The sequence below is a fragment of the Streptomyces odontotermitis genome (assembly GCF_050510915.1).
Classification (GTDB): Bacteria; Actinomycetota; Actinomycetes; order Streptomycetales; family Streptomycetaceae; genus Streptomyces.
The window spans coordinates 1-23,620 of the sequence record NZ_JBNJLS010000035.1; the positions used below are offsets into that span (position 1 = coordinate 1).

22 protein-coding genes are annotated in these 23,620 nt (G+C 71.2%); 15 read left to right on the top strand and 7 right to left on the bottom strand.

Features of this window, described 5'->3' with window-relative positions; translation table 11 throughout:
* Together ACQB60_RS44470 and ACQB60_RS44475 are read right to left on the bottom strand one after the other, a co-directional pair.
* The coding region (locus ACQB60_RS44470; RefSeq protein WP_496931818.1) for a helix-turn-helix transcriptional regulator at positions 1-720 on the bottom strand (720 nt) is incomplete at its 3' end.
* A 129-nt stretch (positions 721-849) separates the two neighbouring features.
* Positions 850-1,767, bottom strand: a complete 918-nt coding sequence (locus tag ACQB60_RS44475) for a helix-turn-helix transcriptional regulator (RefSeq protein WP_384846895.1) — start codon at positions 1,765-1,767, stop codon at positions 850-852.
* 374 nt (positions 1,768-2,141) lie between these two features.
* Between ACQB60_RS44475 and ACQB60_RS44480 the strand changes: the two genes are divergently transcribed.
* A complete protein-coding gene (locus ACQB60_RS44480; protein WP_384846893.1) occupies positions 2,142-2,495 on the top strand; it encodes a hypothetical protein in 354 nt (117 codons plus the stop codon).
* Positions 2,496-2,601: 106 nt separating this feature from the next.
* Here the strand turns inward: ACQB60_RS44480 and ACQB60_RS44485 are convergent, their stop codons facing one another.
* Positions 2,602-3,033 (bottom strand): pyridoxamine 5'-phosphate oxidase family protein, encoded by a 432-nt coding sequence (locus ACQB60_RS44485; RefSeq protein WP_496931819.1) that lies wholly within the window; start codon positions 3,031-3,033, stop codon positions 2,602-2,604.
* A 150-nt stretch (positions 3,034-3,183) separates the two neighbouring features.
* On the opposite strand from ACQB60_RS44485, the gene clpB reads away from it, so the two are divergent.
* Together clpB and ACQB60_RS44495 are read left to right on the top strand one after the other, a co-directional pair.
* Positions 3,184-5,787, top strand: a complete 2,604-nt coding sequence (clpB, locus tag ACQB60_RS44490; protein WP_496931820.1) for an ATP-dependent chaperone ClpB — start codon at positions 3,184-3,186, stop codon at positions 5,785-5,787.
* 128 nt (positions 5,788-5,915) lie between these two features.
* Complete coding sequence (locus ACQB60_RS44495) at positions 5,916-6,455, top strand: type III secretion system chaperone family protein (RefSeq protein WP_496931821.1); 540 nt, start codon at positions 5,916-5,918, stop codon at positions 6,453-6,455.
* A gap of 12 nt (positions 6,456-6,467) precedes the next feature.
* On the opposite strand, the gene ACQB60_RS44500 is transcribed toward ACQB60_RS44495, so the two are convergent.
* Together ACQB60_RS44500 and ACQB60_RS44505 are read right to left on the bottom strand one after the other, a co-directional pair.
* A complete protein-coding gene (locus ACQB60_RS44500; RefSeq protein WP_496931822.1) occupies positions 6,468-7,676 on the bottom strand; it encodes a glycosyltransferase family 39 protein in 1,209 nt (402 codons plus the stop codon).
* Between the two features lie 128 nt (positions 7,677-7,804).
* Entirely contained in the window at positions 7,805-9,028 is a 1,224-nt protein-coding gene (locus tag ACQB60_RS44505; RefSeq protein ID WP_496931823.1) for a pyridoxal phosphate-dependent aminotransferase, read from the bottom strand.
* Between the two features lie 836 nt (positions 9,029-9,864).
* Between ACQB60_RS44505 and ACQB60_RS44510 the strand changes: the two genes are divergently transcribed.
* From ACQB60_RS44510 to fbaA, 6 genes are all read left to right on the top strand, one after another.
* A complete protein-coding gene (locus ACQB60_RS44510; RefSeq protein WP_496931824.1) occupies positions 9,865-10,383 on the top strand; it encodes a DUF2617 family protein in 519 nt (172 codons plus the stop codon).
* A gap of 93 nt (positions 10,384-10,476) precedes the next feature.
* Complete coding sequence (locus tag ACQB60_RS44515; protein WP_496931825.1) at positions 10,477-12,243, top strand: spermine/spermidine synthase domain-containing protein; 1,767 nt, start codon at positions 10,477-10,479, stop codon at positions 12,241-12,243.
* A gap of 109 nt (positions 12,244-12,352) precedes the next feature.
* The gene (locus tag ACQB60_RS44520; RefSeq protein WP_496931826.1) at positions 12,353-13,234 is read left to right on the top strand and encodes an SRPBCC domain-containing protein; all 882 of its coding nucleotides are present in this window, start codon (positions 12,353-12,355) and stop codon (positions 13,232-13,234) included.
* Between the two features lie 190 nt (positions 13,235-13,424).
* Entirely contained in the window at positions 13,425-14,231 is an 807-nt protein-coding gene (locus tag ACQB60_RS44525) for an aldose epimerase family protein (protein ID WP_496931827.1), read from the top strand.
* A 32-nt stretch (positions 14,232-14,263) separates the two neighbouring features.
* Complete coding sequence (gene pyrE, locus ACQB60_RS44530; RefSeq protein WP_496931828.1) at positions 14,264-14,824, top strand: orotate phosphoribosyltransferase; 561 nt, start codon at positions 14,264-14,266, stop codon at positions 14,822-14,824.
* 150 nt (positions 14,825-14,974) lie between these two features.
* Positions 14,975-15,997, top strand: a complete 1,023-nt coding sequence (gene fbaA / locus ACQB60_RS44535; RefSeq protein ID WP_496931829.1) for a class II fructose-bisphosphate aldolase — start codon at positions 14,975-14,977, stop codon at positions 15,995-15,997.
* A 97-nt stretch (positions 15,998-16,094) separates the two neighbouring features.
* Here fbaA and ACQB60_RS44540 read toward each other — a convergent pair whose 3' ends face one another.
* Entirely contained in the window at positions 16,095-16,835 is a 741-nt protein-coding gene (locus ACQB60_RS44540) for a hypothetical protein (protein ID WP_496931830.1), read from the bottom strand.
* 161 nt (positions 16,836-16,996) lie between these two features.
* On the opposite strand from ACQB60_RS44540, the gene ACQB60_RS44545 reads away from it, so the two are divergent.
* Entirely contained in the window at positions 16,997-17,410 is a 414-nt protein-coding gene (locus tag ACQB60_RS44545) for a DUF3151 domain-containing protein (protein ID WP_496931831.1), read from the top strand.
* A gap of 74 nt (positions 17,411-17,484) precedes the next feature.
* On the opposite strand, the gene ACQB60_RS44550 is transcribed toward ACQB60_RS44545, so the two are convergent.
* A complete protein-coding gene (locus ACQB60_RS44550; RefSeq protein WP_496931832.1) occupies positions 17,485-17,652 on the bottom strand; it encodes a hypothetical protein in 168 nt (55 codons plus the stop codon).
* Positions 17,653-17,805: 153 nt separating this feature from the next.
* Between ACQB60_RS44550 and ACQB60_RS44555 the strand changes: the two genes are divergently transcribed.
* From ACQB60_RS44555 to ACQB60_RS44575, 5 genes are all read left to right on the top strand, one after another.
* Positions 17,806-18,651, top strand: coding sequence for a tryptophan 2,3-dioxygenase family protein (locus ACQB60_RS44555; RefSeq protein WP_496931833.1), 846 nt, complete (start codon positions 17,806-17,808; stop codon positions 18,649-18,651).
* Positions 18,652-18,754: 103 nt separating this feature from the next.
* Positions 18,755-19,972 (top strand): kynureninase, encoded by a 1,218-nt coding sequence (kynU, locus tag ACQB60_RS44560; protein ID WP_496931862.1) that lies wholly within the window; start codon positions 18,755-18,757, stop codon positions 19,970-19,972.
* A gap of 103 nt (positions 19,973-20,075) precedes the next feature.
* A complete protein-coding gene (locus tag ACQB60_RS44565) occupies positions 20,076-20,981 on the top strand; it encodes an alpha/beta hydrolase (protein WP_496931834.1) in 906 nt (301 codons plus the stop codon).
* A gap of 549 nt (positions 20,982-21,530) precedes the next feature.
* Positions 21,531-22,943: a sensor histidine kinase gene (locus ACQB60_RS44570; protein ID WP_496931863.1), complete on the top strand. Its 1,413-nt coding sequence runs from the start codon at positions 21,531-21,533 to the stop codon at positions 22,941-22,943.
* Positions 22,940-23,614 (top strand): response regulator, encoded by a 675-nt coding sequence (locus ACQB60_RS44575; protein WP_496931835.1) that lies wholly within the window; start codon positions 22,940-22,942, stop codon positions 23,612-23,614. The genes ACQB60_RS44570 and ACQB60_RS44575 overlap by 4 nt, the downstream gene beginning before the upstream one ends.
* Positions 23,615-23,620: the final 6 nt, after the last annotated feature.

Here is a 23,620-nt window from a genome sequence, read left to right on the forward strand (position 1 = left end):
GCGGTCGAAGGCGGTGGCCAGGAAGTGCACGAGGGCCGGGTGGCGGATCTCCAGGGCGACTTGGCGGTCGTGGCTGGCAGGGATGAAGGCGACGGTGCGGTCGAAGACGAGGAGTCGTTCGGTGACTTCGTCGAGGGTGCGGACTTCGACATCGCCGTCGAGCCGCTCGTAGTGGGCCTGGACGGGGAGTGCGTGGCGGGTGGTGTGCTGGTAGAGGGTGCGCATCCGGGCACCACGTGAGAGGAATGCCTGATCGCGCGGGAAGGCAAGGGCGAGCGCCTCCAGGGGGCGAACTCCGCCTGGCTGAATGGTGAGTACCTCACGGTGACTGGCCGTTATGGCCCGGTCTATGGCCGCGTTCACGTCGGCAAGTCCATCGTGCACGGTGATTGCCGCACGCCCTGGTGCGAGGGGGGATGAGGGGGGGACGAGTGGCAGGAGAGGTTCGAAGAGCCTGGCCAGCTTCTCTTCCTGCAGGCGTCGCTGTGCGATGGTCTCCTCGATGGAGCGCAACAGGCGGGGAAGAGTGACCGCGGGGGCGGTGGGGCGCAGCAGGTGAGGGGTGCCGTCATCCGGATGCAGGAGGTTGTGGTCGAGCAGGCAGGGAGCCTGAGCGGCGAGTTGGCCGGGCACGCCGTTCTCACGAAGGGCGCGGGAGTAGACGATGGTTCCGGTCTCGCACAGCTCGTCGGGTCCGTGCCGGTGGGGCTCAGGCGCCACGGTTTCGCATCCTCCTTCGCTGACGCTGCCGGAGTTTATGCCTCGGGTAACCAGTTGACGGCGAGTAGTCGGGTGGTGGGTGCGGGGGGCACGTGCGGGTTGGCTTGATCTCGACGGTCGAGCAGTTGCTCAGCTCGTGTCGTTGTCCAGGATTCCGGACTTTGCTATGAGGTAGCCGAGTTGAGCCCGGCTGCCGCTGCCGAGAGCTGCCGCGATTTTGGCGATGTGGGCTCGGCAGGTACGGACGTTCATGCCCAGGCGGCGCGCTATGGCCTCGTCCACGAGACCTTCGATGAGGAGCCGGGCGATGGTGCGTTGCACACCGGTGATGCCATTGGCGGTGGGGGCGTAGGGCACTTCTTCGAGGAGCGGAGTTGCTCGGCTCCAGAGTTGTTCGAAGACCTTCGCGAGATAGGCGACGAGGCCGGGTTGGCGTATTTCCAGGGCGACTTGACGATCGTCGCGGGCAGGAATGAACGCGATCGCGTGGTCGAATATGAGCAACCGGTCGATCACTTCTTCCAGCGTCCGGATCTCCACGTTTCCCTGGGCAATGCGCTCCGCGTACGCGAGAGTTCCCTGGCTGTGCCGCACGGTGTGCTGGTACAGGGTGCGCATGGTGACGCCGCGGTCGAGGACGGACTGGCCCCGTTTCAATGCCGCGTTGAGCGTGTTCTCGCTGCGGCCGCCCCCGGGTTGAACGGTGAGTACTTCGTAGCGGCATTCCGCCGTGGCGCGCTCTATGGCCTCTTCGATCCTTGCGTCACCTTCCAGGACGGTGATCGCGTGAGTCGTGGGCTCGGCCCGCGCGGTGATGGCCATGAATGGCTCGAAGATGTCGGTCAGTTCGACGGTGAGCCTTCGCCGTTCCTGGATCTCCCGCTCGATGGGATGGAGACGCTGTGCGAGCGCGGCGGAGGGGGACACCGGGCGAAGCCAGCCAGGGTCGTCCGGGTCGGGGTGCAGCAGGGCCGATTCCACGAGGCAAGGAGTGGTCTCAGCCTCTGCGCGCGCCAGGCGGCCATCGCTCAGTGCGATGGCGTACAACCTTGATCCCTCATCACACAGTGGGGTTGAGGGGTGAGGATGTGTCGTTTTCGCCCGTGTTATGTCCAAATCTCCACCCCCCAGGGTCCTGAACGTGCAGGAACATGATGCATCCACTGTGTGGCTTTGACGTGCTCGATTAGGACATCGTCTTGTTGGAGCCGGGGGAGTGGAACCTACCAAGTGAGGACGAAGCCGACCATGTTTAAGAGCATGCTTCGCTCAGTGCTTGTCGCCGCCTTCTCCGTAGGGTTGGTCGTGGGCGCGGTGAGTACGCTTGATTCAGCCCCGGATGGTGCGTCAGCGAGTACCTACTCCGTCTCCGCGACGCCTGGCGATATTGGCTGGAACGTGGGTCCGGCAGGGGCCGCGTCATGAGCACCCCTCCCGACGACCGCACCTTCCGCCGCGAAATGGCCACCGCCTACCGCTCCGGCTGGCACTTCATCGATCTCGTCACCGCCATCCCCGAGCAGGGCGACTCCCTCATGGTCACCCTCCTCGGCGAGCCCGTCGTTCTCGTTCGCGACGAGGACGACGAAGTGCGCGCCTTCCGGTGCCTGCGCCGCCCCCGCGGCGCCCCGCAGCCCGTGCGCTGTGCCATCCGGTACGGGATGGTCTTCGTCAACCTCGACCAGCGCGATCACGAGCTGGTCGGTGAGCGGCGCGGGCGCGGGCCGCGCTCCGAGTCCGCTCTGCCCACAACTGCCACCCCCCGCAGTGCCTGACGCGATTCCCCCGTCGTTGTAAATCGCGCAGGCGCTTCCCCCAGCAGCGGCGCCACCGTGGACCTGAACACGGTGGCGCCGCTGTGGTGTGTGCGGCCCGCATGCGTCAGGGAGCCTGCAAGGACCTGTGCCCCATCGCCCGGTCCAGCACGATCGCGATCACCACCCGGTCCGGGTTCGGCGACGGCACTCTCCCGTACCGCTCCTCGTAGCGCCGCTCCCCCTCGGCCACCTCCGCCGGATCCGTCCGCACCTCGGCCCGCCCCTCCAGCGTCGCCCATATCCTCCCCTCCACCTGGCAGACCGCCACCCGCGCACCCGGGCCGCCGTCCACGCCCGAGGCCGCGAGGACGTTCGTGACCTTCTTGCTGGACTTGTTCGCGAGGACGCGGGCGAGGCCGGCCTCGGGGTCGTACGTCACGCCGACCGGCACCACGTGCGGGGTGCCGTCCGGGCGGGGCGTCGTCAAGGTGCACAGGTGCCGCTCCCGCCAGAAGCTGAGAAACGGGGTACTCGGGTCTCGCGGGTCGATGGCCATGAGCGGGAACCTAGCTCTCCGGGACCTAGGTCCCTTCAGCCACCTCCTTGAGTGGAATAGGCTCAACTTTGTGTACGTTAGGTAAGTCATGGCGATGGCCATGGGCGTAGCCGTAGTGCCGTAGAGAGGTCTCAGGAGGAGAAGAGCAACGTGGACGCAGAGCTGACCAACAGGAGCCGGGACGCGATCAACGCGGCGACCAGTCGCGCGGTGAAGGACGGGCACGCGGACCTGACCCCCGCACACCTGCTGCTCGCGCTGCTGGAGGGGCAGGACAACGAGAACATCACCGACCTGCTCGTCGCCGTCGAGGCCGACCAGGCCGCCGTGCGCGCCGACGCCGAGCGGGCCCTCGGCGCGCTGCCCAGCGTGACCGGGTCGACCGTCGCCCCGCCGCAGCCCAGCCGCGAGATGCTGGCCGTCGTCGCCGACGCCGACCAGCGGGCCAAGGAGCTGGGGGACGAGTACCTCTCCACCGAGCACCTGCTCATCGCCACCGCCGCCGAGGGCGGGAGCGCCGGTGAGATCCTGAACAAGCACGGGGCGTCGGCGAAGAAGCTGCTGGACGCGTTCGAGAAGAGCAGGGGAGGGCGGCGGGTGACGACACCCGACCCGGAGGGGCAGTACAAGGCGCTGGAGAAGTTCGGGACCGACTTCACCGCGGCCGCGCGCGAAGGAAAGCTTGATCCTGTCATCGGGCGGGATCAGGAGATCCGGCGTGTTGTGCAAGTCCTGTCCCGGCGTACCAAGAACAATCCCGTCCTCATCGGAGAGCCCGGCGTCGGCAAGACCGCCGTCGTCGAAGGGCTCGCCCAGCGCATCGTCAAGGGGGATGTGCCCGAGTCGCTGCGCGACAAGCGGCTGGTCTCGCTGGACCTGGGCGCCATGGTGGCCGGGGCCAAGTACCGGGGTGAGTTCGAGGAGCGGCTGAAGACCGTGCTCTCCGAGATCAAGGAGAGCGACGGGCAGGTCATCACCTTCATCGACGAGCTGCACACCGTCGTGGGCGCGGGCGCGGGCGGAGATTCAGCCATGGACGCCGGCAACATGCTCAAGCCCATGCTGGCGCGTGGTGAGCTGCGCATGGTGGGCGCCACCACCCTGGACGAGTACCGGGAGCGCATCGAGAAGGACCCGGCCCTGGAGCGGCGCTTCCAGCAGGTGCTCGTCGCCGAGCCGTCCGTCGAGGATTCGATCGCCATCCTGCGCGGGCTCAAGGGGCGGTACGAGGCGCACCACAAGGTGCAGATCGCCGACAGCGCGCTGGTGGCGGCCGCCGCGCTCTCCGATCGCTACATCACCTCCCGGTTCCTGCCCGACAAGGCCATCGACCTTGTGGATGAGGCCGCCTCGCGGCTGCGCATGGAGATCGACTCGTCCCCCGTCGAGATCGATGAACTCCAGCGCTCCGTGGACCGGTTGAAGATGGAGGAGATGGCGCTGGCCAAGGAGACCGACCCGGCCAGCCGGGACCGTCTCGCCAAGCTCCGCCGCGACCTCGCCGACAAGGAGGAGGAGCTGCGCGGGCTCAACGCCCGCTGGGAGAAGGAGAAGCAGTCCCTCAACCGCGTCGGTGAGCTCAAGGAACGTCTCGACGAACTGCGCGGGCAGGCCGAACGCGCCCAGCGCGACGGGGACTTCGACACCGCCAGCAAGCTGCTGTACGGGCAGATCCCTTCGCTGGAGCGGGAGTTGGAGGAGGCCAGCGAGGCCGAGGCCCAGCAGGAGGCCGCCAAGGACACCATGGTCAAGGAAGAGGTCGGGCCCGACGACATCGCCGATGTCGTCGCCGCCTGGACCGGGATTCCCGCCGGGCGCCTCCTGGAGGGCGAGACGCAGAAGCTGCTGCGCATGGAGGACGAGCTCGGCAAGCGCCTCATCGGGCAGACCGAAGCCGTGCGTGCCGTGTCCGATGCGGTGCGGCGCACCCGCGCGGGCATCGCCGATCCCGATCGGCCCACCGGGTCCTTCCTCTTCCTCGGCCCGACGGGTGTGGGCAAGACCGAACTCGCCAAGGCCCTCGCCGACTTCCTCTTCGACGACGAGCGGGCCATGGTCCGCATCGACATGAGCGAGTACAGCGAGAAGCACAGCGTGGCCAGGCTGGTCGGGGCTCCGCCCGGATACGTGGGATACGAGGAGGGCGGTCAGCTCACCGAGGCCGTGCGGCGGCGCCCGTACTCCGTCGTCCTGCTCGACGAGGTGGAGAAGGCGCACCCGGAGGTCTTCGACATCCTGCTCCAGGTGTTGGACGACGGGCGGCTGACCGACGGGCAGGGGCGCACCGTCGACTTCCGCAACACCATCCTCGTCCTCACCTCCAACCTGGGCAGCCAGTTCCTGGTCGAGCCGCTCAGCACGGAGGAGGAGAAGAAGCAGCAGGTCCTTGAGGTGGTGCGGGCCTCCTTCAAGCCGGAGTTCCTCAACCGGCTCGACGACCTCGTCGTCTTCTCCGCGCTCACCAAGGACGAGCTCGCCCACATCGCCGAGCTGCAGATCGGGCGACTCGCCAAGCGGCTCGCCGACCGGCGCCTGACGCTCGACGTCACGCCCGAGGCGCTGGCCTGGCTCGCCGACGAGGGCAACGATCCGGCGTACGGGGCGCGGCCGCTGCGCCGCCTCATCCAGACGTCCATCGGTGACCGGCTCGCCAAGGAGATCCTGGCGGGCGAGGTGAAGGACGGGGACACGGTCCGCGTCGACGCCTTCGGGGACGGGCTGATCGTGGGGCCGGCCACGGGCAAGTCGCTGTAACCGGTCGCTGCGTTCCCCGCTGTCCGCAGCGGGCGAACGGCCGAAACCCGGTGGAGGAGGACCCGGGCTTGCCCCCGGGGCCCCTTCCTGGGAGAGGATGGGCCCATCCATACGAAGGGACCAAGCACGTGAGCATCGACCCGTCCTCGATTCCGAATTTCGGGGGACAGCCCGAACCGCAGCAGGGCGCAGGACCGGCGGGCCCCGTCGTCCCCGACCAGGACCTGGTGAAGCAGCTCCTGGACCAGATGGAGCTCAAGCACGTCGTCGACGACGAGGGTGACCTCGCGGCGCCGTGGGAGGAGTTCCGTACGTACTTCATGTTCCGCGGCGAGGACGACCAGCAGGTCTTCTCGGTGCGGACCTTCTACGACCGGCCGCACCAGATCGAAGACAAGCCGCAGCTGCTCGAGTCGATCGACGACTGGAACCGGCGCACGCTCTGGCCGAAGGTCTACAGCCACACCCACGACGACGGCACGGTCCGCCTCATCGGCGAGGCCCAGATGCTGATCGGCACCGGTGTCTCGCTGGAGCACTTCGTGTCGTCGACCGTCAGCTGGGTGCGGGCCGCGATCGAGTTCGACCGCTGGCTCGTGGAGCAGCTGGGTCTTGAAGAGGACGTCGACTCCGCCGAGGGTGACGAGAAGCCCGACGACGAGGGCTGAACCCTTCCGCCGTCACAACGGCATGTCGGCGATCGCGACCAGATACGTCCCGTACGCCAGCGAAAGCCCGGCCAGGGCGCCCACCACCAGGTGGGCGGACCTGCGCCGGGCTTTTGTGAGCGCGCAGGCGAGCGGCAGGAGCAGCGGGAACGCGGGCAGCAGGAAGCGGGGCTTCGACTCGAAGAAGCCGGAGCCGCCGACCGTGATCAGGAGCAGCACGCCCGTGTAGACCGCGAGGGCGAGCGGCGGGCGGTCGGCGAGCAGCAGCGCGTACAGGAGGACCGCCGCCGCCACCAGGACCAGCGTCATGGAGAAGACGAAGCGGTCGCCGTCCAGGAGGACGTGCTTGGCGAAGGCGAGGGAGCCCGCGCCGAAGTCGAAGCGGGAGCCCCACTCGCGCTGCACCGTGAAGTAGCCGCCGAGCGGATCCCCGGTGCGCACCCCCACCCACAGGACGTACGCCCCCCAGCCGAGCGGCGCGAGCGCGGCACCCGCCCAGACCCGGCCCGCGACGCGGCCGCGCCGGCGCCCGATCTCGTACGCCGCCGTGGCGAGGACCGCCGCCGCCACCGCGAAGCCGTTGGGCCGGGAGAGCCCGGCGAGCGCCGCGAGGGTGCCCGCCCAGAGCCAGCGGCCGGTGAGGAGCGCGTACAGGGACCAGGCGGCGAACGCCGTCAGGACCGGCTCCGTGTACGCGAGGGACAGGATCACCGAGTGCGGGAGCAGGGCCCAGAGGGCGACCAGGAAGGCCGCCGTGCGGGGGCCGCGCAGCCGGGCGGTGAGCAGGTAGATGCCGTACGCGGACAGGGCCGCCGCCAGCCAGGACAGGAGCAGGCCCGCGGCGCCCGAGCTGAGCGGCGTGACGGTCGTGACGGCGCGCACCAGGGCCGGATAGAGGGGGAAGAAGGCCAGGTCGCTCTGGGTGACGTCGGGGCCGAAGTGCAGGGTGCGGCCGTAGCCGTGGGCGGCGATGCCCAGGTACCAGCGGGAGTCCCAGGAGCGGCCGAGCAGCCGGAAGGTGTCCTGGTGGGTGAGGTGCGCGGCGACGGCGACCGCGACGAGGCCGGTCAGCCGGGCGGCCGCGAAGACGCCGAGGGCGCGGGCCGCCGCCGGGAGCCGGGTGCCGGGGCGGCGGCCCGCGGCGCGCTCGGACTTCTCGTCGGGCCGCTCGCCGGTCTTCTTGCCGGGGGTGGGGACCAGAGTGGTGCTCAGGTGCGTCACATAGGCACCCTGCGCCCCCGGCGCGGGCCGCGCGACTCGGGCAGAGCCGGACGGAGACGGACCCTGCCCGTACGAGCTACAGCGATACGGGCTGCCGCCTACAGCGATACGGGCTACCGCGATGCGCGCTACAGCGACTTGAGGCGGGCCGCCGCCTCCTCCAGGACGGACGTCTGCTTGCAGAACGCGAACCGTACGAAGGGGGCGCCGGTCTCCTTGTGGTCGTAGAAGACCGCGTTCGGGATGGCCACCACGCCGATCCGCTCCGGCAGCGCCCGGCAGAAGGCGAAGCCGTCGCTCTCGCCGAGCGGCCGGATGTCGGTGGTGATGAAGTACGTGCCCTGCGGGCGGTAGACCTCGAAGCCCGCCTCGGTGAGCCCGGCGGCGAGCACGTCCCGCTTGGCGCGCATGTCCGCGCGGAACGACGCGAAATAGCTGTCCGGGAGCGCGAGCGCCTCGGCGACCGCGTACTGGAAGGGCCCCGAGGAGACGTACGTGAGGAACTGCTTCGCCGAGCGGACGGCGGTCACGAGCTCCGGCGTCGACGTCACCCAGCCGACCTTCCAGCCGGTGAAGGAGAACGTCTTGCCCGCCGAGCCGATGGTGACGGTGCGCTCGCGCATGCCGGGGAACGAGGCCAGCGGGATGTGCTCGGCCTCGTCGAAGACCAGGTGCTCGTAGACCTCGTCGGTGATCACCAACAGGTCGCGCTCCACGGCGAGTTCGGCGATCGCGGTGAGCTCGGCGCGGGTCAGGACCGTGCCGGTCGGGTTGTGCGGGGTGTTGAGCAGGAGGAGGCGGGTGCGGTCGGTGACCGCGTCGCGCAGCTCGTCGAGGTCAAGGCGGAAGCGTCCCTCGCCGGGGCGGAGCGTCACCGGGACGCGGTGGCCGCCCGCGAGCGCGATCGACGCCGCGTACGAGTCGTAGTAGGGCTCCAGGGCGATGACTTCGTCGCCGGGCTCCACCAGGGCGAGCAGGGAGGCGGCGATCGCCTCGGTGGCGCCCGCGGTGACGAGGACCTCGCGGTCCGGGTCGTAGGCGAGGCCGTAGACGGCGGACTGGTGGGCGGAGACGGCCTGGCGCAGCTCGGGGACGCCGGGGCCCGGCGGATACTGGTTGCCGCGGCCGTCGCGCAGCGCGCGCACCGCCGCCTCGCGGATCTCCTCGGGCCCGTCCGTGTCGGGGAAGCCCTGGCCCAGGTTGATGGCCCCGGTCTGCACGGCGAGCGCCGACATTTCGGCGAAGATCGTCGTGCCGAACTCGGCGAGACGGCGGTTGAGTAGCGGTCGGCCGCTCGCCGACGTGCCGGATGTGCTCGCGGACGTGCCGGATGTGGAGGTCATGGCGGCCATCCTGCGCCGAACCTCTGGACTTCCTCAACTCTGCTTTGGCGCCGGGTGGCCGGGGGCATCTGCTTGTCACGCAAGAAGGCACCAACTACCGCAGCAAGCAAGGCACCAAGCAAGGCACCAAGCAAGGCACCAAGCAAGGCACCAAGGCGTGCCACTACGGGGGAACGGAAGGAGCGTGATGGCCATGGTCATGGCCTTCATCTTCATCGGCGTGGTTGTGCTCGCGATCGTGCTCGCGATCGCCACTGGAGGGCGGGGCCGGTCGCGCTCCGGCTTGCGCTCCGGTGCTTCGAGCTCCTCCGGCTCCAGTTGGTGGGCCGGCGGAGCGGGCAGCGGCGGCGGCGGGCACCACCACGGCGGCGGGCACCACGGCGGTCACTCGTGCGGCGGCGGCAGCTCCTGCGGAGGCGGCTCGTCCTGCGGTGGTGGCTCCTCCTGTGGCGGTGGAGGCGGATGCGGCGGCGGAGGAGGCAGCTGACACGGGGCAGCTGGTCCATCACCGGAGCGGGGGCTCCCCCTCCACACCGACCGGGGCGCCCGGCGGGAGGCAACTCCTGCCGGGCGCCCCGCCGTTGTACGCGCGGCACAGGACTGAACAGGTGAGCTGGGTAGCCCTCGGGGGGATGGAAACCCTACGAAGTTGGGTAAAAACGCTGTGGCGGCGTCGCCGTCCATGATTCCCTCTAAATCGTCAACACAGCCCTCGGACGTTCGGTCATCAGGACCTCTTTCCGGTTTACCGGCGTACTCGTGGGCACGAGCCGGCCATCCGACCTCCCGGTGTTCCAGCCGGGCGGGCCGGCACCACCTCCATTGCGTGTTAGCGGAGCCGACCCATGCTCACGACCCTGAAGACTGCCTACACCGACACGCGCGCCGCGGACCTCGCCTGGGCCCTGGGCCGCGAGCCGCTCCCGGCCCTGGCCACGCTCGACCTCCAACTGGCTGACGCGTCACTGGAGTTGAGACTCCTCGGCGCCTCGCACCAAGTCCTCCTCGACCAAGAACAGGGCAGCTGCTCGGAGACCGTCGCCTGCATCCCCGGCAGCAGCACCCCGCTGCCGCTCGGCGTCGCCAAGCGGGTGGGCGACTGGGAGTACGAGTTCGCGGCGCGCGTGGAGACCCTCTCCCGGGGCCAGTTCGCGGGCCGCGCCCAGGAGTTGCTGGCCCTGGTCGCCGAACATCCGCACGGCCTCGCGGGCGTGTTCCCCGGCTCCCCGCACGCGTTCACGGCGCTGCTCGCGCAGTGGCACGAGGGGCAGGTGCAGTGGCGCACCTGGCATGCGTACCCGCAGGACGGTCAACTCGTGGCGACGCGCACACGGGTGGGGGCGAGGATGCCGGTGACCCTGTGACGTGCCCAGGTGAAGATCACGTACACCTCCCGGCCGCGTTTGCACCCTTGTGGGTGACCAGACGTAGGAGTGCGGTGACGTAGCGTTCCCAGCGTGATCGAGCCGCCAGCGCGCCTGCCCGTCACGCCCAGGACGGGCCGTCTCCTCGTCCTCGTGGGCGTCTTCATCTGCGCTGCCTGCGGCCTCGTGTACGAGCTCGAACTCGTGGCCCTCGCCTCGTACTTGATCGGTGACTCCGTCACCCAGGCGTCCGTCGTGCTGTCCGTGATGGTCTTCGCGATGGGCATCGGCGCGCTCCTCGCCAAGCGCATGCGCTGCCGGGCCGCTGTCGGCTTCGGACTCATCGAGGCGGCGCTCGCGCTCGTCGGCGGCTGCAGCGCGATGGCGCTGTACGCGGCGTTCGCGTGGACCGGCGACCGGGGCGGCGTCTGGGCGGGCGGCTCGCGCTACCTCCTCGTCGCGTTCTCGCTCGCCATCGGCGTGCTCATCGGCGCCGAAGTCCCCCTGCTCATGGTGCTGATCCAGCGCATCCGGCGCCAGGACGCGAGCGGCGCGGTCGCCGACCTCTTCGCCGCGGACTACGTGGGAGCGCTGGTCGGCGGCCTGGCCTTCCCCTTCCTCCTGCTCCCCCTCTTCGGCCAGCTCACGGGCGCACTGCTCACCGGAGCCGTCAACGCCCTCGCGGGCGGCGCCCTCGTACTCGGCCTGTTCCGCAGGGACTTGAGCACGCGCGGCCGCTGGGTGCTGTTGGTGGCGAACGTGACGGTGCTCGGCATGCTCGCCTCCGCCGCCGCCCTCGTGGGCGACTTCGAGCGGGCGGCGCGGCACGCGGTGTACGGGGCGGGGGTGCGGGTGGCGGTGCAGACGGATGTGCAGGAGGTGGTGCTGACGGGGGGTGCGCCGCGGGGTGGTGAGGCGGATGGAGCGGGTGGCCAGGGCGGTGGGGGCGGTGCGGGTGGCCCAGGTGGTGCGCGCGGCTCCGGGACGTCGTCCACCTCGTCGCACTCCTCGCACTCCTCGCACTCCTCGCACTCCTCGCACTCCTCGGGCCCCTCCGGTTCCTCGGGCTCCTCCCGCTCCTCCGACACCCCTGACTTCGCCCGCGACTTCGACCTCTTCCTCGACGGGCGGCTGCGGGTCAGCGGCCGGGACGAGCGGCGCTACCACCGGGCGCTGGTCCGCCCCGCGATGCAGGGCCCGCACGCGCGCGTGCTCGTCCTCGGCGGCGGTGACGGGCTGGCCGTCCGCGAGGTGCTCCGCTACCCCGGGGTGCGCCGTGTCGATGTGGTCGAACTCGACCCGGGCGTCGTCGACCTGGCCCGCCACGACCCGGCGCTCAGCGCGCTGAACGAGCACGCGTACCGCGACCGGCGGGTGCGCGTGACGAACGCCGACGCGTTCCGCTGGCTGCGGATGGTGCCGCGCCGCGCCACGTACGACGTGGTGCTCTCCGACCTCCCCGACCCCGGCATCACCGCGTCCACGAAGCTCTACTCGCAGGAGTTCTTCGGCCTCGCGGCCCGCGTCCTCGCGCCCCGCGGCCGCCTCGCCGTGCACGCGGGCCCCTTCGCCTCCCGCCCCCGCGTCTTCTGGACGGTCGAGACGACGCTGCGCGCGGCGGGCCTGCGCACGGCGCCGTATCGGGTGGGTGGCCGCGTCTCCGGCTTCGCCGCGGGCCCGGACCGCACGGCGGACGGCTCCTCGGCCCGTGCCCAGCCGAGGGACTGGGGCTTCGTGCTGGCCGCGCGCGACCGGCCGGTGGTGCGGGACGGGTACTGGGGGAGTGCGCGGGCCGCGGAGCGGGTGCGGGTGCGGGGGCTTGCGCCGTCGACGCTGGTGCATCCGCGCTACGCGAACTGAGTCCGTGGGTCGCGTCCGGCCGGGTCGACCGGCTGAGTCGCCCAATTGAGTCGGTGAATTGCGTACAGGTGCGTACAGGGCGGTGAGGGCGTGAGTAGGCTCGATTGTCATGGACCATGAGGTGTTCGTTCCGGTACCGGCGGAGGCGCTGCGGAAGGTCCTCGACGACCCCGAGCGGGTCGCGGGCGCGGTCCCGGGGCTCCAGCGCGACACCGACGCGTACTCGCCGCCCTTGTCGGGGCGGCTGAAGGTGCGGGTCGGCGGGCACGCGATCACGTACAAGGGGTCCGTGCGCATCGCGCGCCGCGACGGGGACGCCGACGCGTACGAGCTCGAGGCCGAGGGCACGGAGGTGCGGGGCAGCGGGGCGGTGAAGGCCGCGCTGACCGTGAAGCTGGTTCCGGCGGACGGCGGCACGACGCTCGCCTTCGCGGTGACGGCGTCCGGGGACGGGCGGGTCGCCGAGAGTTCTCCACAGGCTGTGGAGGGGGCCGGGCGGAGGCTGCTCGAGCGGTTCGGGGAGGGGCTGGGGGTGGTGGGGTCCCGGGGGGCGGAGCCGGTTGTGGACGCCGCCGAGGCCGACTCCGATCCTGATGTCGCCCCCGATCCTGACGTCGGCTCCGATCCTGACGTCGGCTCCGATCCTCACGCTGACTCCGATTCCGGCGACCTCGGTGAAGTCATCTCCATCTTCGACACGGAGGTGCCGCCGCCCTCCCTCGACCCCCTCGCGGACGAGGGCGCGGACGTGGACGGGGACGCGGACGAGCCCGTGATCGTGCCGCCCGCGGAGGCAGCGCACGCGCGGCGGACGATGATCGGGCGCAGCGCGGAGGAGGTCGACCACGCGCCGCCCCGGGGGCGGTACGCGCCTGCTCCGGCGCCGGAGACGACATCGGCCACGGCCACCTTGCGGTGGGCCGCGCCCGCGGCTGCGGTGGTGCTGGCCTCGGCGATCGTGGTGGGGCGGGTGCTGCGGCGGAGGCGGTGAGCTGTCCTTTCCCCGCCGCATCTATGAGCGCGCTCCGCGCGCGGGCGCCCCTTCCCGGATCCGCCGGCTCCGTCGGCCCTGGGGCACCCGTATCGCCGCTGACGCGGCTCGTCCTCAAACGCCGGACGGGCTGAGTGCGCTCGCCGAGCGGGATTTCGGGTAGGGGCGGGACTGGGGAAAACTCAGGCCCATGACCACCACCGACGTGACCCTCACCGCAGGCGCAGCCCGAGTCACCGTCCAGCCCGGCAACGGCTGCCGCATCGGCAGCCTCGCCCTCGACGGCGTCGAACTCCTCCGCCAAGGCCCCCGCTACGGCTGCTTCCCCATGGTCCCGTGGTGCGGCCGCATCAGGGACGGCCGCTTCCTGGACGGCGCCACCGTCCACCAGATGCCCCTCAACTCCCCGCCCCACGCCATCCACGGCTTCGCCCGCGACGCCGAGTGGACCACCGCGAAGGCCACCCCGACCGAGGCCGCCTTCACGTACGACCTCACCGACCCCTGGCCGTACCCGGGCCGGGTCACCCAGGTCGTCGAGCTCACCGAGGACGCACTCACGCTCAAGCTGGCCGTCGAGACGTACGGGGACTCGTTCCCGGCGCAGGCGGGCTGGCACCCGTGGTTCAACCGGAGCCTCGGGGCGGACCTGGAACCCGTGACCCTGGACTTCCATCCCGCCTGGCAGGAGGAGCGCGGGGACGACCACCTGCCCACGGGGCGGCGCATCGAGCCGCGGCCCGGCCCCTGGGACGACTGCTTCGGGATGCCCGACGGCGGCGTCGACGTCACGCTGACCTGGCCCGGACAGCTGGAGGTCAACGTGAAGAGCCGCGAGGAGTGGGTCGTCGTCTACGACGAGCAGGACGCCGCCGTCTGCGTGGAGCCGCAGACCGGACCGCCCAACGGGCTCAACACCGCGCCCCGCCTCGTCACCCCGCTGGAGCCCCTGGAGGCGGCGACCACGTGGACCTGGCGGCGGCTCGGGCAGGGCTGAACGCGCTCTGAGCTCGCTCTAAGCTCGTAGGCATGACTGACGACGTACGCGGCGCCCTGCTGCAGCAGATCAAGGACAAGGCCGTCGTGCACGGCAAGGTGACCCTCTCCTCGGGCATCGAGGCGGACTACTACGTGGACCTCCGCCGCATCACCCTCGACGGCACCGCCGCCCCGCTGGTCGGCGAGGTCATGCTGGACCTGACCGCCGAGCTCCAGTACGACGCCGTGGGCGGGCTCACCCTCGGTGCCGACCCGATCGCGGACGCGATGCTGCACGCCTCCCACGCGCGCGGGAACCGCTCCGTGCCGCTCGACGCCTTCGTCGTCCGCAAGGCCGCCAAGGCGCACGGCATGCAGCGGCGGGTGGAGGGGCCCGACATCAAGGGGCGGCGGGTCTTGATCGTCGAGGACACCACCACCACCGGCGGCTCGCCGCTGACCGCCGTCGAGGCGGCCCGGGAGGCGGGCGCCGAGGTCGTCGCCGTCGCCACCATCGTGGACCGGGCCACCGGCGCGGGCGAGAAGATCAAGAACGAGACGGGCGTCCCGTACCTCTTCGCGTACTCGAAGGACGAGCTCGGGCTCAGCTGACCCACGGGGAACCGGGGACCTACGGCCCTGGGATTCCGGTCTCTCCCCGGCTGGAGCAATCCGGCAAGTCTGGAAAGATGGGGGCGACGATGACGTCGCCCCCGTAGGTCAGGGCCCAGCACCCACCCGCACATCACAAGGAGCGGACACATGCCCATCGCAACTCCCGAGGTCTACGCCGAGATGCTCGACCGGGCGAAGGCAGGCAAGTTCGCCTACCCGGCCATCAACGTGACCTCGACCCAGACCCTGCACGCTGCCCTGCGCGGCTTCGCGGAGGCCGAGAGCGACGGCATCATCCAGATCTCCACCGGTGGTGCGGAGTTCCTGGGCGGTCAGTACAACAAGGACATGGTCACGGGCGCGGTCGCGCTCGCCGAGTTCGCGCACGTCGTCGCCGCGAAGTACGACATCACCGTCGCGCTGCACACCGACCACTGCCCCAAGGACAAGCTGGACGGCTACGTCCGCCCGCTGCTCGACATCTCCGCCGAGCGCGTCCAGGCCGGCCGCAACCCGCTGTTCCAGTCCCACATGTGGGACGGCTCCGCCGAGACCCTCGCCGACAACCTGGCCATCGGCCAGGAGCTGCTCGCGAAGGCCGCCGCCGCGAAGATCATCCTTGAGGTCGAGATCACCCCGACCGGCGGCGAGGAGGACGGCGTCACGCACGAGATCAACGACGAGCTGTACACGACCGTCGACGACGCGCTGCGCACCGCCGAGGCCCTGGGCCTGGGCGAGAAGGGCCGCTACCTGCTGGCCGCGTCCTTCGGCAACGTCCACGGCGTCTACAAGCCGGGCAACGTCGTCCTGCGCCCCGAGCTCCTCAAGGACCTCCAGGAGGGCGTCGGCGCCAAGTACGGCAAGCAGTCGCCGTTCGACTTCGTCTTCCACGGCGGTTCCGGCTCCACCGAGCAGGAGATCGCCACCGCGCTGGAGAACGGCGTCGTGAAGATGAACCTCGACACCGACACCCAGTACGCCTTCACGCGTCCCGTCGCGGACCACATGTTCAAGAACTACGACGGCGTCCTGAAGGTCGACGGCGAGGTCGGCTCCAAGAAGACCTACGACCCGCGCACCTGGGGCAAGGCCGCCGAGGCGGGCATGGCCAAGCGCGTCACCGAGGCGTGCGCGAACCTGCGCTCCACCGGTACGAAGCTGAAGTGAAGACGAAGCTGACGTAGGCAAGTCCCTTCGTCCGTACGTGGGTTGGGCCCGGCTCCCTCTGGGGGGCCGGGCCCAGCTCATGCCGAGCGGGCGGGCGTCACGCGTCGTCGACGATCTGGTACAGGTAGATCACGTGGGTGTCGTCCCCGACCGGCACCGACTCCCGGTCCGCGGCGTCGTGCTGGATGTAGAACTCGGGGCCCTTGGCGCCCTTGAGCTCGCCCTTGTCCTGCATCTGCGCGAGCTTGTCGAGGAACGTGTTGGCGTCCGGCGTCTTGGTGCCCATCTCCTGGGCGAGCCCGCCGCCCACGACCACCTTGAGGTGGTTCGAGTCGACGAGCAGGTCCGAGGCGGCGCCGGTCGCGCTGCTCGGCGAGAAGTTGGGGCCGTTCTCGTCGCACTCGTAGGAGCCGAGGACCATGCCGAGCACCGGGTAGGGGCTCTCGCCGCCCATGTTGACGGACTCGACCTTCCCGTACTGGTCCTGCTTCTTGGCCTCGCAGATGTTGACGGTCGGCGGCTTCTGCCGGTCCGCGTAGTCCCAGTCGCCGCCCTTCTCGCCGCCGTTCCCGGTCTGGACGTCGGACGGCTTGGAGGTCTGCTTGCCGCCGCTGCCACCGGAGTTGCCGCTGCCACCGGAGTTCCCGGAGCCGTCGGAGTTGCCGGAGCCGCCGTTGCCGGAGGGCTTGTCCGCGGACTGGGAGGCGGTCGCAGACGGCTTGGAATCGCCGCTGTTGTCCTCGCCTCCGCCGGGCTCACAGGCCGTGGTGGCCAGGGCGAGCGCGGCGGTGGCGCCCAGCAGGCCGAGCTTCCAGTTCTTGCGGGTCTTCGTGCGCATTGGGGTTCCCCCGTGGGTCGGGCGTGAGCGGTGAGGGTGGGTACTGCTTGCCAGTACACGGTCAATGAACCGGCCGCAGTAGTGTGCGCCAGGAGCGAGCGATTCCGGCCAGGGCACACGCGATCGTTACCGATCTCGGACAATGGCGCAGACTTGTTCACATGGCCATTCACGAGAACCTGCTCGGGGGACCGCCCCCGACCCATCTGCCCGACGACCCCGAGCCGCGCGAGCTGCTCGCGGGCGGGGCGGCGCCCGCCGACGTCGCCGCCAAGTACCCGAAGTCCTCGCTCGCCTGGGCCCGGCTCGCGGACGAGGCGTTCGAGGCGGGCCGCGTCGTCGAGTCGTACGCGTACGCGCGCACCGGCTACCACCGCGGCCTGGACGCGCTGCGCCGCGCGGGCTGGAAGGGCCACGGCCCGGTGCCGTGGGAGCACGAGCCCAACCGCGGCTTCCTGCGCGCCCTGCATGGGCTCGCGCGGGCGGCGCAGTCCATCGGGGAGCAGGACGAGTACGAGCGCTGCGCGGGCTTCCTGCGGGACTCGTCCGAGACGGCGGCCGACACGCTGGGCTGAGCCTGTCCTCGCGTACGTACGGCAGAAGGGGCCACCGCGGCGATGCGGTGGCCCCTTCGCGTGCGGGGGGGGGCTCAGTGGAGCTTGTGCAGCATGCCCACGTCGTACGGGGTCGCCTCGTCCAGGCGGTCCGTGACCGCCTTGTCCGCCCACTCCGGGTCCGCGATCAGGGAGCGGCCCACCGCGATCATGTCGAACTCGTCCCGCTCCATGCGGTCGAGGAGGAGGTCGATGCCGGGCATGAAACATGCAGAGGCCGTACCAACGGAGCGGGCGGAATCGTTCCGCCTTGCCCTGGCGGAGATCACCCACGGATGATGTGGGTGGGGACCGGGGCCCCCGTGTCGCTACGGCAGGGGCGGACCGCTACCCGGAGTTCGTTCAAGGAGACAGCGATGTCCCACGAGGCGGAGACCTCCTATCCGGAGGCGCCAGAAACCCCGCATCTCGACTTCGCCGGCACGACGCCCTACGAGGACTACGTCCAGGCCGACGTGCTCACCCACCTCCAGCACCCCCTCTCCGACGACCCCGGAGAGATGGTCTTCCTGGTGACGACCCAGGTCATGGAGTTGTGGTTCACCGTGATCGTCCACGAGTGGGAGACCGCGTCGCGGGCCCTGCGCGGGGACGACGTGCCGGTCGCGATCGCGGCCCTGAAGAGGTCGGTCCGGGAACTGGACGCACTGAACGCGTCCTGGCGGCCGCTGGGTCAGCTGACCCCGGCCCAGTTCAACTCGTACCGCAGCGCGCTCGGGGAGGGGTCCGGCTTCCAGTCGGCGATGTACCGGCGCATGGAGTTCCTGCTCGGCGAGAAGTCCGCGTCCATGCTGGTTCCGCACCGGGGCGCGCCGCGCGTCCACGACGAGCTGGAGAAGGCGCTCCAGGAGCCGAGCCTGTACGACGAGGTGCTCCGGCTCCTGGCCCGGCGCGGCCACGCCGTCCCCGCCGCCGTCCTGGAGCGGGACGTGGCCCTGCGCTACGAGCCCTCGCCCGATGTCGAGGCGGTCTGGACGGCCCTCTACTCGGGCGACGAGAGCGACGAACTGGCCCGCCTGGGCGAGGCGTTGACCGACGTCGCCGAGCAGGTCTGGCGCTGGCGCAACGACCATCTGGTGGCCACGCGCCGCGCGATGGGCTCCAAGACGGGCACGGGCGGCTCGGCGGGCGTCGCCTGGCTGGAGAAGCGGGCCCGGAAGAACGTCTTCCCGGAACTGTGGAGTGCGAGGTCACATGTCTGAGCCCGACGAGACGGCGAGCCCCTCCGGTTTCGGGCAGGCGTCCCGCATGGCGGGACGGGTGGGCGAAACCGCCCACGGCGCCGCGGATGACGTCCCGGCGCACATGGCAACGCTGGCCGCGCGAGCGGCGAAGTTGGACGCCACCGACGAACTCGCCGCGAAGCGGGACGAGTTCGTCCTCGATGACACCGTCTACCTGGACGGGAACTCACTGGGCGCCCTGCCCAAGGCTGTCGAGGCCCGCGTAGCGGAGGTCATCACCCACGAGTGGGGGCGACTCAGGATCCGCTCCTGGGACGAGAGCGGCTGGTGGACCGCCCCCGAGCGGATCGGCAACCGCATCGCCCCCCTCGTGGGCGCCGCCGAGGGCCAGATCGTCGTCGGCGACTCCACGAGCGTGAACGTCTTCAAGGCACTGGTCGCGGCGGTCCGCATCGCGCGGGGCGGAACGGACGACGCCCACCCGGACGAGGGGCGCGACGAGATCGTCGTTGACGCCACGACCTTCCCCACGGACGGGTACATCGCCGAGTCCGCGGCCCGCATGACCGGCTGCCGCCTCATCCCGGTCGCCCCGGCGGACACCCCGTCCGTCCTGGGCCCCCGCACCGCCGCCGTCCTCCTCAATCACGCCGACTACCGCACCGGCCGCCTGCACGACCTGCCCGGCCTCACCGCGGCCGGGCACGCGGCGGGCGCCCTCATGGTGTGGGACCTCTGTCACACGGCGGGCGCCCTGCCGGTCGGGCTCGATGCGCACGGCGTGGACCTCGCGGTCGGCTGCACCTACAAGTACCTGAACGGGGGCCCGGGTTCGCCCGCGTACCTCTACGTGCGAAAGGAGCACCAGGCGCGCTTCGACTCGCCGCTGCCCGGGTGGAACGGACACGCCCAACCCTTCGGCATGCGGCCCGAGTTCACACCCGCCGAGGGTGCGGTGCGCGGCCGGGTCGGCACCCCCGACATCCTCTCCATGCTCGCCCTGGAGGCGGCGCTCGGCGTCTGGGACGGGGTGTCGGTCGAGGCGGTGCGGACCAAGTCCCTCGCCCTGACGGACTTCTTCCTGGAGTGCGTCGAGGCGTACGTGCCGAAGGGGCGGGTGGAGCCGGTGACGCCGGCCGCGCACGCCGAGCGCGGCAGCCAGGTCGCGCTGCGCTGTGCGGACGCAGGCGAGGTGATGCGGCGGCTCATCGAGCGGGGCGTGGTCGGTGACTTCCGCGAACCGGACGTGCTCCGCTTCGGCTTCACCCCGCTGTACGTCTCCTTCGCGGAGGCCGAACAGGCCGCCCGGGTACTCGCCCACACGCTGGCCGGGGCCTGATAGCGTCCGGCGGATCTTGCTCCGTGACCGGGCCGCCGCACCGCTGGGCGGCCCGGTCACGGGGAGGCCCGCCGAACGCACGTGACCCGCTGAGAGGTTGAGCATGCAGGAAGACGCAGCCGGTGCCGCGGCCGACGCCGCCGCCGTGGCCCGCGACGCCGCCGAGGCCGAGGCCGCCTTCTCGCATCCGGAGGTGGAACCCGACGCCACCGCCGCCTACGGCGACCACCCCGACCAGGTCGTGGACTTCCACGCGCCGCGCGACAGCACCGCGGTCGCGCCGCTGGTGGTGGTCCTGCACGGCGGTGCCTGGCGGGCCCCGTACGACCGGCGGCACGTGACGCCGTTCGCGGACTTCCTGGCGCGGCGGGGCTTCGCGGTGGCCAACGTCGAGTACCGGCGCGGCAGTCCGCTGCCCGCGCAGGGCGGCACGGGGCCCGTCGCCGGGCGCTGGCCGGAGACCTTCGACGACGTCGCCGCCGCGTTCGACGCGCTGCCCGCCCTCGTACGGGAGTTCCTGCCCGCCGCCGACCCGCGCCGCACCGTCGTGACCGGGCACTCGGCGGGCGGGCAGCTCGCGCTGTGGGCGGCCGCGCGGCACGTGCTGCCCGACGACGCGCCCGCCGCCTGGCGCACCGACCGGCCCGCCCCGCTGCGCGGCGTCGTCGCGCTCGCCCCGATCGCGGACTTCGGGCGGGCGCGCGAGCTCGACGTCTGTTCCGGGGCGGAGACCCAACTCCTCGGCGGCAAGGAGAAGTTCGAGGAGCGGCTGCCGTACGCGGATCCGGCCGCGCTCCTGCCGACGGGCATCGCCACCACCGTGGTGCAGGGCCGCACCGACATCGTCGTGCCGCAGGCCGTCGCCGAGGCGTACGCCGACGCGGCCGCCAAGGCGGGCGAGGTGGTGGGCCTCACGCTCCTGGAAGATGTGGGGCATTTCCCGCTGATCGACCCGGCGGCGGACGCGTGCGCGGTGGTCGCCGAGGAGATCGCGCAGCTCGCGTTCTAGACGGTCACCACTGGCCCGTGGGCGGCCCTGCGGGGCGGCCCTGGGGATACCCGTAATGCCTGAGAGTTACGCGGCAGGTGCATACCCCGGCGTGATGTGGACGACGGTGTGTGATCCCTGCTCGCCGTGTGTGTCGCGGGCGCCGTCGTGGTGCCGGTGTCGGCCGCGGCCCGCCCGCAGGTCCCGGCCCCGGCTCTGGCGCACCTCGCGCCGGCCACCGCCCCAGCGCGGTCACCAGGGACAGGCTCAGCACCACCCGTGCCCCCCCGGGTGCGCCGGGCACGTTCCCCCGCCGCCGCGTCATCCGACCTGCGGCGCCACCACAACAACGACTTCATCAGGTCGGCGAGTGGACAATGGGGGGTGTCCGCGGACAGGGGGGGCCGGGAGTTCGCGCGGTGGGGCCGTGGCGGCGGCCCGTACGTGGGCGCGTAGTACTTACGGCGGACCCCCGAGGACCAGCCTCCAAGGGGACGCGACCCGCCCCCGTGTCGCCGTACCTTCGTAGACGTGACCGAGACGACCAGTTCCAAGCCGCGTACCCCGGGCATGCGGAGCCCCGAGTACAACCTCGCCAAGAACGCCCTGCGCGGTCTCCGCGACGACCTGTTCCGGGATGTCTTCGCCTACCGCCCGCTGCCGAAGGGCACGTACGGGGGCCTGATCGCGCAGCGCCTCCCGCAGGGGATCCGCAGGCACCTCGGGTACTTCCCGCACGGTGTGGTCCTCGCGGCGGCCTGCATCACGCTGGCCCTCGGCCTTATGGAGACCAACCCCGGATACGGCACCAACCAGCTCGGCTGGCTGATCGCTGCCCTCATACCGGGCGTCGCCGTCGCCCTCACCCTGCTCCGCCCGACCCTCGCCTGGTGGGTGTCGCTCGCGGCCGCGCCCCTCGGGGTCATGGCGAGCTACGGCAGTGAGCGCCCCTGGCCGGTGTCGAGCCTCTTCGGGCACATCGCCGTGCTGATGGTGGTCGCGGCGCGGACCCGGCCCCGTACGGCGGTGTGGATGTACGCGCTCACGGCGTTCTACTCCTTCTTCGCGGACGCCGCGTACGGCGGCTGGGACTCGGACACCGCCCCCATGCTGTTCCTCTCCGCCATAGCCGTCGCCTTCGTGGTGTCGATCCAGATCAACTGGAAGGCCCGCCACGAAGTGGTGCGCGAGCGCACAGTCAGCGCTGTCGAGCGCGACAAACGCACCCTCCTCGAAGAGCGCACCACCATCGCCCGCGAGCTGCACGACGTGGTGGCGCACCACATGTCGGTCGTCGCCATCCAGGCGGAGGCGGCGCCCTACCGGGTGGAGAACCCGCCGCCCGAGCTGGAGCAGGCGTTCGTGACGATCCGCGAGAACGCGGTGGCCGCGCTGACCGAGCTGCGCCGTGTCCTCGGCGTCGTACGGGCGGAGGACTACGAGGCACCGGACGCCCCGCAGCCCACCCTCGCCGACCTCGACCGGCTCCTGGCCAACGTCCGCGAGACGGGCCTCACCGTCGAGAAGGCGGTGACCGGCGCGGTCCGCGAACTCCCGCAGGGCGTCGAGCTGTCGGCGTACCGCATCGTGCAGGAGGCGCTCAGCAACGCGCTGCGGCACGCGCCGGGCGCGACCGCGCGCGTCGAGGTCGGCTACGTCCTCGGCGGCCTCGGCCTGCGCGTCGTCAACGGCCCGCCGACCGGCCTCGTCAATCCCACCCGTCACCCGGCCACCGACCCTCAACGAGGGCTGCGCCCGCCCCTTTCAACCGGGGCGGGCCACGGCCTGACCGGCATGCGGGAGCGCGTCACGATGCTGGACGGCGAGATGACGACGCGGAAGACGGAGGACGGCGGTTACGAGGTGACGGTGTTCCTGCCGGTGGCCGCACGCACCGAGGAGGACGACCGCACCGAGGAGAGAGGCCGCACGCAGGAGAGCGGCCGCACGCAGAAGAACGACCGTACGGAGGGCATCGCATGACCATCCGCGTCCTCATCGCCGACGACCAGATGATGGTGCGCGAAGGCTTCTCCGTCCTCCTCAACGCCATGCCCGACATCGAGGTCGTGGGTGAGGCCGTCAACGGCCGCGAGGCCGTCGAGCGGGTCCGCGAACTCGCCCCCGACGTCGTCCTGATGGACATCCGCATGCCCGAGCTGAACGGCATCGAGGCGACCCGCGAGATCGTCGCGACGGCGGACGAGAACCACGCGAAGGTGCTCGTCCTGACCACCTTCGACCTGGACGAGTACGTGTACCAGGCGCTGCGGGCCGGTGCCTCCGGCTTCCTCCTCAAGGACGCCTCGGCGCGCCAACTCGCGGACGGCGTACGGGTGGTGGCCTCCGGCGAGGCCCTCCTCGCCCCGTCCGTGACCCGCCGCCTGATCACGGAGTTCTCGAAGCTGGCGGAGACGCCGAGGCTCTCGGTGGCCGCGAGCCAGGAGGCGTACGGGGAGCTCACGGAGCGCGAGACGGAGGTCCTCGTGCTCATCGCGCAGGGCCTGTCGAACGCGGAGATCGCGGAGCGCCTCGTCGTCGCCGAGTCCACGATCAAGACCCACGTCAGCCGGATCCTGGTGAAGCTGGGCCTGCGCGACCGCACGCAGGCGGCGGTGTTCGCATACGAGGCCCGGCTGGTGACACCCGGTTAGAGCGAG